This window comes from Microbacterium croceum, assembly GCF_023091245.1.
GTDB lineage: Bacteria > Actinomycetota > Actinomycetes > Actinomycetales > Microbacteriaceae > Microbacterium > Microbacterium croceum.
In genome coordinates, this window is record NZ_JAHWXN010000001.1 from 1,759,076 (window position 1) to 1,776,290 (window position 17,215).

General features: G+C 69.2%; 18 protein-coding genes. 11 read left to right on the top strand and 7 right to left on the bottom strand.

Translation table 11 applies throughout. From position 1 onward, the window contains the following. Positions 1 to 29 precede the first annotated feature (29 nt). A complete protein-coding gene (locus tag KZC51_RS08285) occupies positions 30 to 947 on the bottom strand; it encodes a carbohydrate ABC transporter permease (protein ID WP_247629517.1) in 918 nt (305 codons plus the stop codon). A gap of 159 nt (positions 948 to 1,106) precedes the next feature. Between KZC51_RS08285 and KZC51_RS08290 the strand changes: the two genes are divergently transcribed. Further along, entirely contained in the window at positions 1,107 to 2,093 is a 987-nt protein-coding gene (locus KZC51_RS08290) for a LacI family DNA-binding transcriptional regulator (protein ID WP_247630614.1), read from the top strand. Positions 2,094 to 2,188: 95 nt separating this feature from the next. Here KZC51_RS08290 and KZC51_RS08295 read toward each other — a convergent pair whose 3' ends face one another. Further along, on the bottom strand, positions 2,189 to 3,049 hold the full coding sequence (locus tag KZC51_RS08295; RefSeq protein WP_247629518.1) for an IclR family transcriptional regulator: 861 nt from the start codon (positions 3,047 to 3,049) through the stop codon (positions 2,189 to 2,191). Between the two features lie 116 nt (positions 3,050 to 3,165). Between KZC51_RS08295 and KZC51_RS08300 the strand changes: the two genes are divergently transcribed. Genes KZC51_RS08300 through KZC51_RS17840 form a run of 10 tightly spaced genes read left to right on the top strand, consistent with a single transcriptional unit; the run spans position 3,166 to position 13,312 of the window. Further along, the gene (locus KZC51_RS08300) at positions 3,166 to 3,831 is read left to right on the top strand and encodes an ABC transporter permease (RefSeq protein ID WP_247629519.1); all 666 of its coding nucleotides are present in this window, start codon (positions 3,166 to 3,168) and stop codon (positions 3,829 to 3,831) included. Then, positions 3,824 to 4,861 (top strand): ABC transporter ATP-binding protein, encoded by a 1,038-nt coding sequence (locus KZC51_RS08305; RefSeq protein WP_308194293.1) that lies wholly within the window; start codon positions 3,824 to 3,826, stop codon positions 4,859 to 4,861. The genes KZC51_RS08300 and KZC51_RS08305 overlap by 8 nt, the downstream gene beginning before the upstream one ends. A 2-nt stretch (positions 4,862 to 4,863) precedes the next feature. After that, complete coding sequence (locus KZC51_RS08310) at positions 4,864 to 5,655, top strand: ABC transporter permease (RefSeq protein ID WP_247630616.1); 792 nt, start codon at positions 4,864 to 4,866, stop codon at positions 5,653 to 5,655. Between the two features lie 39 nt (positions 5,656 to 5,694). Then, positions 5,695 to 6,636 (top strand): glycine betaine ABC transporter substrate-binding protein, encoded by a 942-nt coding sequence (locus tag KZC51_RS08315; protein ID WP_247629520.1) that lies wholly within the window; start codon positions 5,695 to 5,697, stop codon positions 6,634 to 6,636. Then, on the top strand, positions 6,636 to 7,160 hold the full coding sequence (fae, locus tag KZC51_RS08320) for a formaldehyde-activating enzyme (protein ID WP_247629521.1): 525 nt from the start codon (positions 6,636 to 6,638) through the stop codon (positions 7,158 to 7,160). Before KZC51_RS08315 ends, fae begins: the two co-directional genes overlap by 1 nt. Before the next feature lie 5 nt (positions 7,161 to 7,165). Then, positions 7,166 to 8,107, top strand: coding sequence for an NAD(P)-dependent oxidoreductase (locus KZC51_RS08325; protein WP_247629522.1), 942 nt, complete (start codon positions 7,166 to 7,168; stop codon positions 8,105 to 8,107). Next, on the top strand, positions 8,104 to 9,576 hold the full coding sequence (locus KZC51_RS08330) for an NAD-dependent succinate-semialdehyde dehydrogenase (protein WP_247629523.1): 1,473 nt from the start codon (positions 8,104 to 8,106) through the stop codon (positions 9,574 to 9,576). The genes KZC51_RS08325 and KZC51_RS08330 overlap by 4 nt, the downstream gene beginning before the upstream one ends. Before the next feature lie 28 nt (positions 9,577 to 9,604). After that, positions 9,605 to 10,381, top strand: a complete 777-nt coding sequence (locus tag KZC51_RS08335; protein WP_247629524.1) for an SDR family oxidoreductase — start codon at positions 9,605 to 9,607, stop codon at positions 10,379 to 10,381. Positions 10,382 to 10,424: 43 nt separating this feature from the next. Further along, positions 10,425 to 11,909, top strand: a complete 1,485-nt coding sequence (locus tag KZC51_RS08340) for an FAD-binding oxidoreductase (protein WP_247629525.1) — start codon at positions 10,425 to 10,427, stop codon at positions 11,907 to 11,909. Next, positions 11,906 to 13,312 (top strand): FGGY-family carbohydrate kinase, encoded by a 1,407-nt coding sequence (locus KZC51_RS17840; RefSeq protein WP_247629526.1) that lies wholly within the window; start codon positions 11,906 to 11,908, stop codon positions 13,310 to 13,312. Before KZC51_RS08340 ends, KZC51_RS17840 begins: the two co-directional genes overlap by 4 nt. A 6-nt stretch (positions 13,313 to 13,318) precedes the next feature. Here the strand turns inward: KZC51_RS17840 and KZC51_RS08350 are convergent, their stop codons facing one another. The 5 genes from KZC51_RS08350 to ribD form a co-directional block, all read right to left on the bottom strand. Further along, positions 13,319 to 13,672, bottom strand: coding sequence for a Fe-S protein (locus KZC51_RS08350; protein WP_247629527.1), 354 nt, complete (start codon positions 13,670 to 13,672; stop codon positions 13,319 to 13,321). A 71-nt stretch (positions 13,673 to 13,743) separates the two neighbouring features. Continuing rightward, positions 13,744 to 14,217: a 6,7-dimethyl-8-ribityllumazine synthase gene (ribH, locus tag KZC51_RS08355; protein ID WP_247629528.1), complete on the bottom strand. Its 474-nt coding sequence runs from the start codon at positions 14,215 to 14,217 to the stop codon at positions 13,744 to 13,746. Continuing rightward, positions 14,214 to 15,479 carry a GTP cyclohydrolase II gene (ribA, locus tag KZC51_RS08360; protein WP_247629529.1) on the bottom strand — a complete coding sequence of 422 codons (1,266 nt, stop codon included), beginning with the start codon at positions 15,477 to 15,479 and terminating at the stop codon, positions 14,214 to 14,216. The genes ribH and ribA overlap by 4 nt, the downstream gene beginning before the upstream one ends. Further along, positions 15,476 to 16,138, bottom strand: coding sequence for a riboflavin synthase (locus KZC51_RS08365; protein ID WP_247629530.1), 663 nt, complete (start codon positions 16,136 to 16,138; stop codon positions 15,476 to 15,478). Before KZC51_RS08365 ends, ribA begins: the two co-directional genes overlap by 4 nt. Then, a complete protein-coding gene (gene ribD / locus KZC51_RS08370) occupies positions 16,138 to 17,169 on the bottom strand; it encodes a bifunctional diaminohydroxyphosphoribosylaminopyrimidine deaminase/5-amino-6-(5-phosphoribosylamino)uracil reductase RibD (protein ID WP_247629531.1) in 1,032 nt (343 codons plus the stop codon). Before ribD ends, KZC51_RS08365 begins: the two co-directional genes overlap by 1 nt. Positions 17,170 to 17,215 lie beyond the last annotated feature (46 nt).

Sequence of the window (17,215 nt, forward strand, 5' to 3'; positions counted from 1 at the left end):
GCGAGGTGCGGGCAAGGGGGAGTGCCATCTCAGCGCACCTCCGACTTCGAGCCGCGCAGTTGCACGACATAGGCGATCACGGCCGTGATGACACCCATGATGATGGCGATCGTCGCGGCGTAGTTGAACTGTTGTCCCGCGAACGAGAGGTTGTAGGCGTACATGTTGGGCGTGAAGTACGTGGTGATCACGTTGGGGGCGAGCGGGCGCAGGATGTTGGGCTCGTTGAAGAGTTGGAAGCTGCCGATGATCGAGAAGATCGTCGCGATCACGAGGGCACCGCGCACCGACGGGATCTTGATCGAGAAGATCGTGCGCCACGCCCCGGCCCCGTCGAGGGAGGCGGCCTCGTACATGTCGGTGGGGATCGTCTTGAGCGAGGAGTAGAAGATCAGCATGTTGTAGCCGACGAACTGCCAGGTCACGATGTTTCCGATCGAGACCAGGATCCAGTCTCGGGCGAACGGCGTGAAGAAGTCGCTGCCGAGGAAGTCGTTGATGTTCGAGGTCAGCCCGAACTGGTCGCCGTAGATGTACCCCCACATCAGCACCGCCACGACCGCAGGCACGGCGTAGGGCAGGAAGATCAGGATGCGGAAGAATGAGGCACCGCGCAGGCGCGCGCTGTCGAGAGCGAGTGCGGCGCCCAGAGCGAGGGCGAGCATGATCGGGACCTGGACGACCAGGAACAGGATCACGCGGCCGAACGCCTCCCAGAACTGCGAGTCGCCGAGCGCGCGGATGTAGTTGTCGAAGCCGACGAACGACGTGCCGCCGATGAGCTTCTCCTGGAAGAAGCTCAGATACAGCGCGTAGGCGAGCGGTGTCAGGAACACCAGGGCGAACACGATCATGAACGGGCCCACGAAGGCCCATCCTCTCCAGTCGCGCTTCTCGCGGCGGCGGATGCCGGCGGTGCCGGGGGCCGCAATGATTTCAGTCGTCATCGACGAGACCTTCTCCAAGTCCAGGCGCTCACTGCGCCGTGTGTCTACGTCAACATATTCGATGCGCTGCTAGTGTGTCAACGTCAACACATGAATGGATGATGACCCGTGACCTTGGAACCTTCGACAGAGCAGTCGCAGCGCCGCAGAGAGCCCTCGATGGAGGATGTCGCCCGCGAGGCCGGGGTGTCCGGCCAGACCGTGTCGCGTGTCGTCAACGCCCGCGGCTATGTCGGCGCCGCCACCAGGGAACGCGTCGAAGAGGCTATGCAGCGCCTCGGCTACCGCCCCAACAGTGCGGCCCGGGCACTGCGGTCGGGCCGATTCCGCACGTTCGGCGTCGTGATGTTCTCCTTCAGCTCGTACGGCAACCAGCGCACGCTCGACGCGATCGCCGTGCGCGCGGCGCAGCTCGGCTACGCGCTCACCCTCATCCCCGTCGAATCCAGCGCCAAGGACACCGTGGTGGGCGCGTTCCGCCGGCTCGAAGAGCACGCGGTCGACGGCATCATCATCGTGATCGAGGCGCATCAGCTCGACGAGGCCGACATCGAGATCCCCAGCGGCCTCCCGGTCGTGTTCGTCGACTCGAACCGCACCGCCGAGCATCCCTTCGTCGACACCGATCAGGCACAGGGCGCACGACTGGCGACTGAGCATCTGCTCGAGCTCGGGCATGAGACGGTGTGGCATGTGACGGGCCCGGCGCAGTCTTACTCGGCCGAGCGCCGCCGCGAGGCGTGGCAGTCGACGCTCGAGGCTGCGGGACGCCGCGTTCCCGAGCCGATTCCCGGCGACTGGAGCGCCGCCTCCGGGTACGAGGCGGGTGTGGCTCTTCGCGAGATCGACGGGGTGACGGCGGTCTTCGCGGCCAACGATCAGATGGCGATCGGCGTGCTGCGGGCGTTCCGTGAGGTCGGACGGGCGGTCCCGGATGACGTGAGCATCGTCGGCTTCGACGGTCTGCCCGATGCGGCGCAGCTCTGGCCGCCGCTGACCACCGTGCAGCAGCACCCCGAGCGCGTCGGCGCCTTCGCCGTGGACGCGCTCGTGGCCGAGTTGGATCAGGGGGAGCGGCTGCAGACCCCGCTCGTGGGCACCGAGCTCATCGTGCGCGCGAGCACGGCACCGCCGCGGCAGCGCTGATCCGGCGCGCTCGCCCTCGGACGCGGAGGAGAACTCCTCGTGCGGAGGAGGGGCTGAACGGATTCCTCCTCCCGAGACGGTGACCTCCGCCCGAACTACGCCCCGGCGGCGCCGAGGCGTGACGAGAGCTCTCGCGCGGCGCGCGACACGAACACGCCGAGGGCGTCGAGGCGGTGCCCGATGCGCGCCTTGGGTGCGCTGACGTTCACCGCCGCGACGATGCGCCCCGTGAAGTCCGTGATCGGCGCCGACGCGGCCACCACGCCGAACTCCAGCTCCTCGTCGGAGAGCGCGTAGCCCTGCTCGCGGATGCGGGCGAGCTCGGTGAGGAGGCTGTCGAGATCGGTGACGGGGGCGTTGCCGGGGGGTGGGGCGTCGAGTACCGGGAACACCGAGGGGTCGGCCTGGTCGAATCGGCCGACCAGTGGCTGGTCCTGGCCGTGGTCCTCATACCAGCGGGCGAGCGACTCCTCGTCCCAGTCGCTCAGCAGGGCGCGGCCGGAGGGGGTACGCCACGCGGCGGTGGTGGTGCCGGCCCATCCGGTCGTCCGCACATCGTGGGGGCTGAGCTCGCTCAGCAGCGTGAGCACATTGCCGCCGCGCAGCACGCAGAGGTGGCTGGTCTCCCTTGTCGACTGCACCAATCGGCGCAGGATGCTGCGCGAGGCGTGCACCAGCGTGGTGCTGGCGGTGTGGGCGGCGAGTGCGTACAGCCGCGGTCCCAGCAGATAGCGCAGGGTGTCGTCGTCGCGTTCGACCAGGCCGCTCTCGGCCAGCGTCGCCAACGTGCGTGACACCACCGCCTTATCGCGCCCGGTCGACTGCGCGACCTGGGAGACGCCGAGCCCTCCCGATCGCAGCGCCTCGTCGGTGCCGAGCAGCTCGAGGATCTCGATGTCGCGCCCCAGACCGGAGGAGTTCCGTCGGGGCGTGGGGGGAGTCGTCGGGGTGTTCACGGGGCGAGTCTATCTCGACTGGTTGCCATATTCACAACACCCTTTGACGAAATGGATACAGAGGCTACGGTGAATGACATCCCGGTGCCGGCCTCAACGACGAGACAGGAGCCCTCTTGACCGGATTCAACTGGGAAGACCTCATGGTCTTCCTCACACGTCGCGCAGACGACATCCTTGAGCTCACCCGCGATCACCTCGTCGTCGTGCTCATCTCCGTCGCGCTGGCCGCCGCCATCGGGATCGGACTGGGCATCCTCGTCCGCAACCGACGCGTCGCCCGGACGACGGTGCTGACCGCCGCCGCCGTGGCGATCACCATCCCGTCGCTCGCACTCCTCGCCCTGCTCAGCCCCGTCCTCGGCCTCGGCTGGCTGCCGACCGTGGTCGCGCTCGTCTTCTACTCCCTGCTCCCGGTCGTGCGCAACACGGTCGTCGGTCTCCGCGAGGTGCCGGTCTCGGTGCTGGAGTCCGCACGGGGGATGGGGCTCAGCCCGGCGCGGGTGCTGTTCACCGTGCAGCTGCCGATCGCCTGGCCCGTGATCATGACCGGCATCCGCGTGGCCGCGCAGCTCACGGTCGGCATCGCGGCCATCGCCGCCTACGTCGCAGGGCCCGGTCTCGGCGAGTACATCTTCAAGGGCCTGTCCTCCCTCGGGTCGAAGAACGCCCTCAACTACGCGCTCACCGGCACCGTCGCCGTGATCATCCTCGCGCTCGTCCTCGACGGCATCCTCGTGCTCATCGCCCGCCTCACCACCTCAAGGGGTCTCCGTGCCTGACATCACCACGAACACCGGCGTTCTCACCTCTCTCGCCTCGCAGCAGGGCGGCGTCGACATCGTCCTCGATCACATCACCAAGCAGTACCCCGGGCAGTCGACCCCCGCCGTCGAGGACTTCTCGATGCGCATCGAGCCGGGCGAGCTGGTCATGTTCGTCGGCCCCAGCGGCTGCGGCAAGACCACCACGATGAAGATGATCAACCGCATCATCGAGCCCTCGTCGGGATCCATCCGCATCAACGGCGACGACGTCCTGTCGCTCGACGGCAACGAGCTGCGCCGCCACATCGGTTACGTGATCCAGCAGATCGGGCTGTTCCCGCACTTCACGATCGCCGAGAACATCGCGGTCGTCCCCAAGCTGCTCGGCTGGTCGAAGGCACGCACCGCGGCCCGTGTCGAGGAACTGCTGAACACCGTGCAGCTCGATCCCGGTGTCTTCGCCGACCGCTACCCTCGTCAGCTCTCCGGCGGACAGCAGCAGCGGGTCGGCGTCGCCAGAGCGCTCGCGGCCGACCCGCCCGTGATGCTCATGGACGAGCCGTTCGGCGCGACCGACCCGATCACTCGCGAGAAGCTGCAGGCGGAGTTCCTGCGGCTGCAGGCCGACATCGGCAAGACGATCATCTTCGTCACGCACGACTTCGAAGAGGCCATCCGGATGGGCGATCGCATCGCCGTGCTGAGCGAGCGCAGCCGGATCGAGCAGTTCGACACCCCGGCACGCATCCTCGCGAACCCGGCCAACGAGTATGTGCGATCGTTCATCGGCGAGGGGGCGGCGCTGAAGCGGCTCGCTCTCATCCCCGTCAGCGGCGCGACTGTCGGCTCACCCGACTCCAGCGCTCCTTCGGCCACGATCGACGAGGAGACCTCGTTGCGCGAAGCGCTCGACCTCCTGATTCTGACCGGGGCCCCGCGCATCAACGTGACGCGTGGGGGAGCCGTGGTCGGTTCGATCGATCAGGCGGCGATCTCCGCCGCGCTCGGAGCAGCCGCAACCGCGCGCCGCACGGAGGGCGAGTGACCATGCAGGCGCCCGACCTTGTGCCCTCCGCGACGACGGTCCTGCAGACGCAGCCGGCGGAGCGACGCGGCATGCCCGTGCTGCTGCGGCGCATGATGCCGCTGATCGTCGTAGCGGTGGTGCTGCTGATCACCTTCCTCTGGATCTCGACACTCGAGCTCGACTCGATCGAGCAGCGCACGCTCAACGCCGACTACATCACGGCACGCATCGGCGAGCATCTGATCCTGTCGATCACGGCATCGATCCTGGTCGCGGTGCTGGCGATCCCCGCCGGCATCGCGGTCAGCCGATCCTCGTCACGCGTCTTCCGCGGGATCGTGATCGGCGTCGCGAACATCGGGCAGGCGACACCCGCCATCGGCGTCGTGATCCTCCTCGCCATCGTGTGGCAGACCGGCTTCACGACGGCACTCGTCGCGCTCGTCATCTATTCCTTCCTCCCGGTGCTCCAGAACACGATCGCGGGCCTCGCCCAGGTCGACCCGAACATCCGGGAATCCGCGCGGGGCATGGGGATGACCTCCGGCCAGGTGCTGCGCCGGGTCGAGCTGCCGCTCGCCTCGCCCGTGATCCTCGCCGGACTCCGCACCGCACTCGTCTTCGCCGTCGGTGTGGCGACCGTGGCGACCTTCATCAACGCCGGCGGCCTCGGCGACATGATCATCAACGGTCTGAAGCTGCAGCGCTACCCGGTCCTCATCGTCGGAGCGGTCCTCGTCGCCGCGATCGCGGTGCTCATCGACTGGGCGGCCAGCGTCGTGGAAGACATCGTCCGCCCCAAAGGCCTCTGAATCAACGACCCTCGCACTCCCTCCCGAAAGGAATCTGCAATGACATCGCGCACCATCGCAACAGCAACACTCGCGGCACTCGCCGCCGGAGCCCTCCTCCTCACCGGCTGCACCGCAGGCGGTGCCGGCGGCTCCGGGGCGAAGGGCGACGAGCTCGAAGGTCTCACCGGCGAGATCGGCTCCAAGGACTTCTCCGAGCAGTACATCCTCGCCTACATGACCGCCGAGCTGCTCAACGCCCACGGCGCCGACGTCGAGGCGAACACCAAGCTCGTCGGCTCGGCGAACGTGCGCCAGGCACTCGAGAACGATCAGTTCCTGGGCTACTGGGAGTACACCGGCACGTCCTGGATCACCTACAACGGCAACACCGCTCCGGTGCAGGGCGCCGAGGCGCAGTTCGAGGCGGTGAAGCAGGCCGACGCCGAGAACGGCATCGCGTGGCTCGATCCCGCCCCCTTCAACAACACCTACGCGTTCGCCATCCGCCAGAGCGAAGCCGACGAGCTCGGCGTGACGACGCTCAGCGATGTCGCGAAGCTCCCCAGCGCCGACCAGACGTTCTGCATCGAGAGCGAGTTCTCGACGCGTGACGACGGATGGCCGGGACTGTCCGCGGCCTACGGGTTCGATGCCCCCGCGGCCAACGTCACCATGCTCGACACAGGGGTGATCTACACCGCGACCCAGAAGGGCGACGACTGCAACTTCGGTGAGGTGTTCCAGACCGACGGCCGCATCCCCGCGCTCGACCTGGTGGTGATGGAGGACGACAAGGAGTTCTTCCCGAGCTACCAGGGCGGCTTCACCCTCAAGCAGAGCACGCTCGACGAGCACCCCGCGATCGCCGATGTGCTGGCCGAGCTCAGCCCGCTGCTCACGACCGAGGTCATGCAGACCCTCAACGCGAAGGTCGACGTCGACGGTGAAGACCCCGAAGACGTCGCGATCGAGTGGCTCGAGGACCAGGGGCTCATCTGATGACCGCCGCGGTGCAGCTCGGCGAGAGCTTCGTCGGCGACGGCGTGAACGCCGCGCACATCAACACCGTCCTCGGCCACCGTGACGGGCCGGCGGGGACGGCGTGGGCCACCGCCCTCGCCACCCCCAGCCAGGGCCACGTGCCGTTCGTCGCCGTGCTGCGCCCCTCGCTGCCGGTCAAGCCGATGACGCTGTTCGTCACCAAGGCCGCGCCCGCCGGCGACGAGCACGGGCTCCTCATCTGGGGCCCCGCGCAGGCCGGGGTCGCCGCCGGCGTCGCGGATGCCGTCGCCGACGGCGTCATCCCGCGCGAGGCCGCAGACACCCACGCGGTGATCGCCGCGGTGTGGGTCAACCCGGCAGCCGACGATGCCGAGACGGTCTACCGCAACAACCGCGAGGCGACGCGCACGGCGCTCGCGAACGGGGCGGAATCCCTCCCCGCCGTCGACGAGGTGCTCGCTGCCCGCGAACGCCCCACCAATCCCTTCTTCACCCCGCTCTCCACCACGAAGGACACGTAAGACCCATGAGTTCCCCCACGCCTCCGCTCGCCGAGGCACTGCCCACCGTCGGGTTCATCGGACTCGGCAACATGGGATCCGGCATGACGAGGAACCTGCAGGCCGCAGGCTTCCCCCTCGTCGTCACCGATCTCCGCCGCGAGTCGGCAGCAGAGCTCATCGCCGGTGGCGCCCGGTGGGCCGAGACACCGCGCGAGGTCGCCGCCACGAGTGACCTGGTCATCACCATGCTGCCGACGCCGAAGCACGTCGCCGCTGTCGCGGCAGGGGCAGACGGCCTCGTCGCCGGGCTGCCGGACGGCGGCACCTGGGTCGACATGTCGACATCGGTTCCCGACGTGCTCGAGGTCGTGCGCATCGAGCAGGCGGGGCGCGGACTGCACTTGCTCGACGCGCCAGTGAGCGGGATGTCGGTCGGCGCAGCCGCCGGCATGCTGCAGATCTTCATCGGGGGAGACGCCGCCGATGTGGCCCGCCTCCGCCCGGTCTTCGAAGCGATGGGAGACCCGGAGCGCATCCTCCACGTCGGGGGACACGGCGCGGGATACGCCGTGAAGCTCATGATCAACCAGCTCTGGTTCTCGCACCTGGTGGCCACCGCCGAGGTGCTGTCGGTCGGCGTCGCCGCCGGGGTGGACCTGGGGGTGCTGCGCGACGCGCTCATCGCCAGCCCGGCCAACAGCACGTTCGTCTCGCGCGACGTGCTCTCGATCCTCGACAACGGGGACTACGACGAGGGGTTCGCGATCGCGCTGGCCTGCAAGGACCTGGGCCTCTCCGTCGACCTGGCGCGCTCGGTCGGGATGCCGGTCGAGCTCTCCTCGCTCGTCGAGCAGATCTTCCGTCGAGCACGGGCGCAGTACGGCGATCGTGCGGGGGAGATGACTCCGGTGCGGCTGTACGAGGAGCTCCTCGGACGCGACCTTCGTCGGGAGGTGGCCGCATGAGCGCCGCCCGTGAGGCCGAACTGCTCGCCTCCCTCCCCACCGGCCTGTTCATCGCGGGGCAGTGGCGCGACGCGCACTCCGGGGCCACCTTCCCGGTGCTCGACCCCGCCACGGGCGAGGTGCTGACGCACGTCGCCGACGCATCGCCGGAGGACGGTGTCGCCGCCCTCGACGCCGCCGCGGCCGCGCAGTCGGCATGGGCGGCGACCGCTCCGCGTGAGCGCGGCGAGATCCTGCGCCGGGCGTTCGAGCTGGTGACGGCGCGCGCCGAGGACTTCGCGCTCGTGATGACGCTGGAGATGGGCAAGCCGCTGGCCGAGTCCCGCGCGGAGGTGGCTTACGGCGCCGAGTTCCTCCGCTGGTTCTCGGAAGAGGCGCCGCGCATCTCGGGGCGCTATGCCACCGCGCCCGACGGCCGCAACCGCCTGCTCGTCGCCAAGCGCCCTGTCGGTCCGAGCCTGCTCATCACGCCGTGGAACTTCCCGCTGGCGATGGCGACGCGCAAGATCGCACCGGCGCTCGCCGCGGGCTGCACCTCGGTGCTGAAGCCCGCAGCCCTCACCCCGCTCACCGCCCTCCTGTTCGCCGAGGTGCTGCGCGAGGCAGGCGTCCCTGATGGCGTGGTCAACGTCATCCCGACCACCCGTGCCGGTGCCGTGACCGGGCCGCTCATCACGGACCCGCGGCTGCGCAAGCTCTCCTTCACCGGGTCCACCGAGGTGGGACGCCGCCTCATCGCCGATGCCGCGCACCAGGTGCTCCGCGTGTCCATGGAGCTGGGTGGGAATGCCCCGTTCCTGGTCTTCGAAGACGCCGATCTGGACGCGGCCGTGGAGGGCGCGCTGCTCGCCAAGCTCCGCAACGGCGGGGAGGCGTGTGTCGCGGCGAACCGCTTCCACGTGCACGAGAGCGTCGCCGAGGAGTTCACCGCGCGTCTGATCGGGCGCATGGCGGGCTACGTCACCGACCGCGGGACCGAGCCCGCCACCACGCTGGGACCGCTCGTCGACGAGTCCACGCGCGAGAAGGTCGCCGAACTCGTCGCCGGTGCCGTCGAAGACGGAGCCCGTGTTGCTCTGGGAGGTGTCGTACCCTCCGGCCGCGGTTACTTCTATCCGGCCACGGTGCTGGTGGATGTGCCGCAGGACGCGCGCATCCTCCGCGAGGAGATCTTCGGCCCGGTCGCCCCGATCACGACGTTCCGCGATGAGGAAGAGGCGGTGCTGCTGGCGAATGCCAGCGAATACGGCCTCGTCTGCTTCGTCTACACCCGTGATCTCAACCGCGCGCTGCGTCTCGCGGAACGCCTGGAGACGGGGATGCTCGGGCTGAACACCGGACTCGTGTCCAACCCGGCAGCACCGTTCGGTGGCGTGAAGCAGTCCGGGATCGGTCGGGAGGGCGGATTCGAGGGGATCGACGAGTACCTCGAGACGACCTACATCGGCATCTCCGATCCTTTCGCCTGATCACTCCGCACGTTCTGAAGGAGCTGCATTGCACATCACTGATTTCTCCCTCGACCACTTCTCCCTGCGGGGGCGGAGCGCGATCGTCACGGGCGGGAACACCGGACTGGGGCAGGCGTTCACGCTCGCCCTGGCCAAGGCAGGAGCGGATGTCTTCGTGCCGACGCTCTTCGACGACGGCGGCGAGACCGCCGACCTGGTGCGCGCGGAAGGCGGCCGCTACCAGGAGCAGACGATCGACATCACGGCGCCCGGAGCGCCCGCCCTGGCGGTCGACGCGTGCGTGGCGGCCCTGGGTGGAGTGGACATCCTCGTCAACTCCGCAGGCATCAGCCGCATCGCGGACGTCACGGAGTTCGGCCGGGAGGAGTGGGACCCCATGGTCGCCGTCAACCTCACCGCGGCATTCGACATGGCCCACGAGGTGGCGAAGCGGATGATCCCGCAGGGCGCGGGCAAGATCATCAACATCGCCTCGCTGTTCTCCTTCCTCGGCGGCCTCGGCTCACCCGCCTATGCCGCGACCAAGCACGGCATCGTCGGGCTGACCCGCGCCTACGCCGACGAGCTCGGGGGGGCCGGCATCCAGGTCAACGCGATCGCGCCGGGCTACTTCAAGACGCGCATCACCGAGGGATCCCGCTCCGACCCTGCGGTCAACGGCCGCATCATCGAGCACACCCCCGCGGGGAGGTGGGGCGATGTCGCCGACCTCATGGGTGCCACCGTGTTCCTCGCCAGCCCCGCATCCGACTTCGTCAACGGTCACGTGCTGACCGTCGACGGCGGCTATCTCGTGCGCTGACCCGCAGCGCTGCCCATCCACGAACGAACAGGACATCTCTCCCATGGTTGCTTCACGATCCGCCCTCACCCGCGCGGAGATCGTCGACCGACTCCGCGATCTGATCGGCGACGATCAGGTCGAGACCGACGCCCGCGAACTCCGCGAGGCGAGCGTCGACCGCTTCAAGAAGTACACGTCGGTGCACGGGATCTTCGACGGACCGATCCCCGCGGCGATCGCCTACGCCCGCTCCACGGACGACGTCTCGGCGATCCTGTCCTTCGCCGAGGAGAACCTGATCAACGTGGTGCCCCGCACGGGAAGGACCGCGACCGAGGGAGGCCTGGAGACGATCGTCGAGGACACGATCGTGCTCGATGGCTCGCGCATGGACGCGATCCTCGAGATCGACCCGATCGACATGATGGTCACCGCGCAGTGCGGGGTCCCGCTCCAGGTGCTCGAGGACACGCTGCGGGCGCAGGGGCTGACGACCGGCCACTCCCCGCAGTCCAAGCCGCTGGCGCAGATGGGGGGATTGGTCGCGACACGCTCCATCGGCCAGTTCTCCACGCTCTACGGCGGCATCGAGGACATGGTCGTCGGTCTCGAGGCGGTGCTCCCCGGTGGAGCGGTCACGCGCATCAAGAACGTGCCCCGTCGTGCCGCCGGCCCCGACATCCGGCACATCGTGATCGGCAACGAGGGCGCTCTCTGCGTGATCACCGAAGTGACGGTCAAGGTGTTCCGGTACCAGCCGGAGAACAACCGCTTCCTCGGGTATCTCGTCGACTCGCTGCCCGCGGGCGTCGCGGGACTGCGCGAGGTCATCGTGGCCGGGTATCGTCCCTCGGTCGCCAGGGCGTACTCCGAGGAGGACGCCGCGCAGCACTTCTCGCACTTCGCCGACGGCAGAGCCGTGGTCGTGGTCGTGGCGGAGGGGCCACGAGGGATCGCCGACGCGACCGCCGAGGGCGTCGAGGCGATCTTCGCCGGGATCCCGCACGAGAAGGTCGACCCCGCGCTGATCGAGCACTGGTTCGACAACCTCAACTGGGGTCAGGAGAAGATCGACGCCGAGAAGCGGGAGATGCTCGAGAAGTCGCATCTGGGGTACACCACCGAGGTCTCGATCGATTGGTCCGGCGTCGCAGAGCTCTTCGACTCCGTGATGCACAGGGCGAGGACCGAGTTCCCGCACGCGGCCGACCTCACGATGCTCGGTGCGCACTCGTCGCACAGCTACCAGACGGGGACCAACCTGTACTTCGTGTACGACTACGACATCTCGTGCGAGCCGCGGCAGGAGATCACGGAGTACCACGAGCCGCTCAACGCGATCGTCGTCGAGGAGGCGCTGCGGCTCGGCGGGTCGATGGTGCACCACCACGGCATCGGGAAGTACCGCACCCGCTGGACGCATGAGGAGCACGGCAGCGCTTTCGAGCTGCTGCGGGTGCTGAAGGACGGCATCGACCCCCACGGCGTGATGAACCGCGGCACGATCTATCCGCTGGATGCGGCGGAGACGGCGTCACCCGCGTGACTGCGTCGGCCGGCGGCTACGTCATCGCCATCGACAACGGCTCGCAGAGCACGAAGGTGCTGATCGTCGACGGCGACGGGGTCGTGCACGCCGGCTCGCGCGTCCCGCTCCGTCCGTATGCGACTCCGTCACCCGGCCGCTGGGAGCACCCGGATGACGACCTGTGGGACTCGGTCGTCGCCGCAGTCCGTGAGGCGCTCGGGCGCTTCGACGGCGATCCGTCGGAGATCCGCGGGGTCGGGCTGTGCACGATCCGCTTCTGTCGCGCGGTGCTGCGTGCGGACGGCTCTCTCGCGCAGCCGGTGATGAGCTGGATGGACGAGAGGCTGCCGCGCGCGTACGAGCGAGAAGTCGACGACGCCGCGTACGTCACGACATCCTCCGGACACATCGGGCATCGGCTCACCGGAGAACGTCGTGATGCGGCGGGCAACTACCAGGGCATGTGGCCCATCGACACCGAACGGTGGGCATGGAGCGGAGATGCCGCCGAGTATGCCCGCAGCGGCATGGATCCGCGGATGCTGTTCGAGCTCGTCGCACCGGGGGAGCCGCTGGGGGAGGTGACCGTGAAGGCGGCGCGGCTGACCGGCCTCCCCGCGGGCATCCCCGTGATCGCCACCTCGAACGACAAAGCCGTGGAGGCGCTCGGCGCCGGGCTCCGGGATGAGGGCGACGCACTGCTGTCGTTGGGCACCTACGTGGCCACGATGACGGTGGGGGACCGCCCGCTGGCCGCGAATGCGGACGTCTGGACCAACTTCGGAGCGGAGCCGGGTGCGTACCTCTACGAGAGCAACGGGGTGCGTCGGGGGATGTGGACGGTCAGCTGGTTCCGTGACCTGATCTCGTCGGCCGGGCACGGCGCGACCGAGGAAGAGCTGAATCTCGGCGCCGCGGAGGTGCCGATCGGCGCCGGCGGGATCGTCGCGGCGCTGGACTGGCTCGCGCCACCCGATGAGCCGTGGCGTCGGGGCGCGCTGGTGGGCTTCGATGGCACGCAGGGTCGCTTCCACATCTATCGGGCGATCCTGGAGGCACTCGCGATCGAGACCGCCGGGAGCGATGACCGCGCACGCGAGGTTCTCGGGAGAGGCCGTCGTGAGCTCGTGGTCACCGGGGGAGGAAGCAGCTCATCGCTGATGCTGCGGATCCTCGCGGCCGTGTACCGCGTGCCGGTGCGCACACCGCTGGTGCGAGATGCCGCAGGCATGGGGGCGGCGATCTGTGCCGCGGTCGGCGTCGGGATGCATCCGACATGGGACGGTGCGGTCGATGCGATGGTGCACGTCGGCGACCGCATCGAGGTGGACCCGGAGGCAGTGCATGCCTACCGGGAGGTGGCGAAGACGTACGCGACGGTGATCCCGCGCCTCCGTCGGCTGTTCAGCGAGACGGACTGAGCGCGCTCAGCGCCAGATCGCGGCGATCGCGGCGTTGGCCGCTGTCAGGATGCCGACGAGCCAGAACATGACGGGCGGGATGGCTGCTCCACGCTTCTGCCGCGCCGTGCCGATGCCGAGCAGCGCGCCGATGACCAGCAGCAGCACGAGCTTCACGCCGATCTTGACGTAGTTGAGTTCGTAGGAGAGGCCCCACGGCGCCGCGAGCGCGAGGCCGGCGACCGCTGCGATGGCCATGCCGACGCTCATCAGCCGGGTGAACTCCCGCTTGCCGCCGAAGGCCTGCACGGCCCAGGCGCCGAAGAGCACGGCGAAGCCGATCAGGTGGACGAACAGCACGATGTGGCGCAGGGTCTCCATGCCCTCACGCTATGATTCCCGCCGAATTTGCGCCAGCAAGGACAGGCTGACCTCAGCCATTCAGCGTGGACTCAGCCGCGCAGTTCCCGCACGACCAGTGCCGTGCGGAGGGCCGCGTCCGCTGCCTCCGCACCCTTGTCCTCCTTGGACCCCTCGAGTCCGGCACGGTCGAGACCCTGCTTCTCATCGTCGAGGGTGAGCACGCCGAAGCCGACCGGCTTTCCGGCATCCAGGGCGACGCGGGTGAGGCCGTCGGTGGTGGCGGCCGAGACGTACTCGAAGTGCGGAGTCCCTCCGCGGATGATCACGCCCAGCGCGACCACTGCGTCCGCTCCTCCAGCGAACGCCGCCTGCGCGGCGAGAGCGAGCTCGAACGACCCGGGGACGCGCACCAACCGGTGCGTGGCCTGCGCCTCGGTCAGCACGCGCTCGGCGCCCGCGATGAGTCCGTCGGTGATGACGTCGTGCCAGGTGCCGGCGACGATGACGACATGCAGACCCCGTCCGTCGATGTTGCCGGTGGCCGGTGCTCCTGCGCCGCTCATGCGTGGTCCTTTCCTTCTGCGAGAGCCTCTGCGAGCTCCTCCGCGCCGATGATGTGACCCATGCGGTCACGCTTGGTCTCGAGGTACTGATGGTTGTTGGGGCCGACGCCGACGATCAGCGGGACCTGCTCGACGACGTCGAGGCCGAGTTCGCGCAGCTGCTTCACCTTGTCGGTGTTGTTCGTGAGCAGTCGGACCTTCGAGACGCCGAGGTCGGTGAGGATCCCGGCTGCCGCCGCGTACTCGCGGGCATCCGCAGGCAGCCCGAGCGCGAGGTTGGCGTCGACCGTGTCGAGCCCCTCCTCCTGCAGGCTGTAGGCGCGCAGCTTGTTGATCAGACCGATGCCGCGTCCCTCGTGGCCGCGCATGTAGATGACGACCCCGCCGTCCTTCTCGATCGCGTCGAGCGCGGCGTCGAGCTGAGGTCCGCACTCGCACTTGAGCGATCCGAACGCCTCACCGGTCAGGCATTCCGAGTGCACGCGCACGAGGGCTGTCTCGCTGAGCTCGCCCGAGACGACCGCGATGTGGTCGGTGCCCGTCACGCGGTCCTTGTAGGCGAGGAAGCGGAACGTCCCGTGCGTCGTCGGCACGGTCGCATCGGCACGCAGGCTGACCCGGCGGTTCACCCGCGGGCCGGAAACGTCCTGGGGATCGATCTCGTTGAGGTGCGCGATGAGCTGCTCGATCGTGATGACCGGAACACCGTCGCGCGCGCCGAGCTCGATCAGTCCCGGCAGGCGCATCATGCTGCCGTCCTCGGCGACGACCTCGGCGATCGCTCCGACCGGCTGCAGACCGGCGAGACGCATCAGATCGACGGCGGCTTCGGTGTGACCGCTGCGCTCTCGCACGCCGCCGTCGACGGCACGCAGCGGCAGCACATGCCCGGGCCGGATGATGCTGGCCGCCGTGGACTGCGGATTCGCCAAGACGTTGAGCGTGTGTGCCCGGTCGTGGGCGCTGATGCCGGTCGTGACGCCCTCGGCGGCGTCGACGCTCACGGTGTACGCGGTGGAGCGGGCATCCTCGCTGGCGGCGACCATGGGCGGCAGGTTCAGGTTGTCGGCGAGGTCGGTCGGCATCGGGGCGCAGATGAACCCGGACGACCAGCGCACGGTCCAGGCGACCCATTCGGGTGTCGCGAGCTCGGCTGACAGGATGACGTCGCCCTCGTTCTCGCGGTTCTCGTCGTCGGCGACCAGCACGGGGCGGCCGGCGCGCAGCGCGTCCAGCGCCTCGGGGATGGTGGAAAGGCTCATCGCGAGCCTCCTTCCGGTGCGGCGCGGAACGCGAGCAGGCGCTCGACGTGCCGGGCGAGGATGTCGGTCTCGAGGTTGACGCGGTCGCCGACAGCGCGCGACCCGAGAGTGGTGGCGACGAGCGTCTCCGGGATCAGCGACACCTCGAACCAGTGCTCGTTCTGGGTCCCTGAGCCTTCGGCCTGGGTCCCTGAGCCTGTCGAAGGGCTGACCGCGCTGACGGTGAGCGAGGTGCCGTCGACCGAGATCGATCCCTTGTCGACGACGAGGGGGGCGAGATCGGTGGGGAGGCTGATCCGCAGCACGCTCCACTGCGCTCCTGGGCGCACTTCGAGCACCTCGCCGGTGCCGTCGACATGGCCCTGCACGATGTGTCCGCCCAGGCGGGCGCCGACGGGCATGGCCTTCTCGATGTTCACGCGCGTGCCGACCGTGGCGCCGCCGAGGGCCGCCACGTCGAGAGTCTGCTTCATCACGTCGGCGTCGAAGGTGTCGGGCGTGGAGCCCACCACGGTCAGGCAGACGCCCGAGACCGCGATGGATTCGCCGTGCACGGCATCCGCGGCGGCGCGGGGTGCGCGCACGGTGAGGCGCCAGCCGTCGCCGGCGGGCGCGATGGCGGTGATCTCGCCGATCTCCTCGATGATTCCGGTGAACATCAGACGGCTCCTTCGTTCTCGACCGCCGGGTGGGCGATCGCCAGCAGATCGGCGCCCAGCGGCACCCATTCGTCGACGGTGAGACGGTGCGCTTCTCCGATCGACGAGACTCCGACGTCGGTCAACGCGACCCGGCCTCCGCCCAGCAGTACCGGGGCGACGTACGCGAGCACGCGGTCGAACAGCCCGGCTGCGATGAAGGCGCTGGCCAGCGTCGGCCCGCCCTCGACGAAGACGCTCTGGAAGCCGCGGGCGTACAGGTCGGCCAGCACCGCGTGCAGATCGGCCGTCTCGTAGAAGAGCGGCTCATGCGGGTGGCGGCGCAGCGCGGCATGCTCGGGCGTCTGGCGCGTGCCGACCACGACGGGGACGGGTTGGTGCGGAAGCAGCGTGTCGCCGTCGCGAGCGGTCAGCGCGGGATCATCGGCCAGTACGGTGCCCGTGCCGACCACGATGGCGTCGGATGCAGAGCGTCGGCGATGTACGTCCGCCCGCGCCTCAGCGCCGGTGATCCACTGGCTCGTGCCGTCGTCGGCTGCGGCGCGGCCGTCGAGGCTCTGCGCCCACTTCACCGTCACGTGCGGTCGCCCCAGGCGCTGCGCGGTGAGCCAGCCGTCGATCAGCAGGTGCGCGGCATCGGCCTGTTCGCCCGCCTCGACGCTCACGCCTGCGCCACGCAGGCGCTCGGCTCCTCCGCCGGAGGCGACCCCTGGGTCATCGAGCGCGTAGACCACACGGGCGATACCGGCTTCCTGCAGCGCGACGGCGCACGGGCCGGTGCGGCCGGTGTGGTTGCAGGGCTCCAGGGTCACGACGGCTGTCGCGCCGCGCGCCGCGCCGGGGGCGAGTTTCGACAGCGCGTCGACCTCCGCGTGCGGAGTGCCTGCGCCGTGGTGCCAGCCCTCGGCGAGCACCTCGCCGGCGGGCGAGAGGATGACGGCTCCGACCTGCGGGTTCACTCCGCGGGGCCCGCGAGCGGCGAGCTCCAGGGCGCGAGTCATGGCCTGGCGCTCGGTCTCGGTCACTGCCATCCGTCGTCCTCCTGTGAGGCTCCGGGGGATGCAGAACGCGCGCACG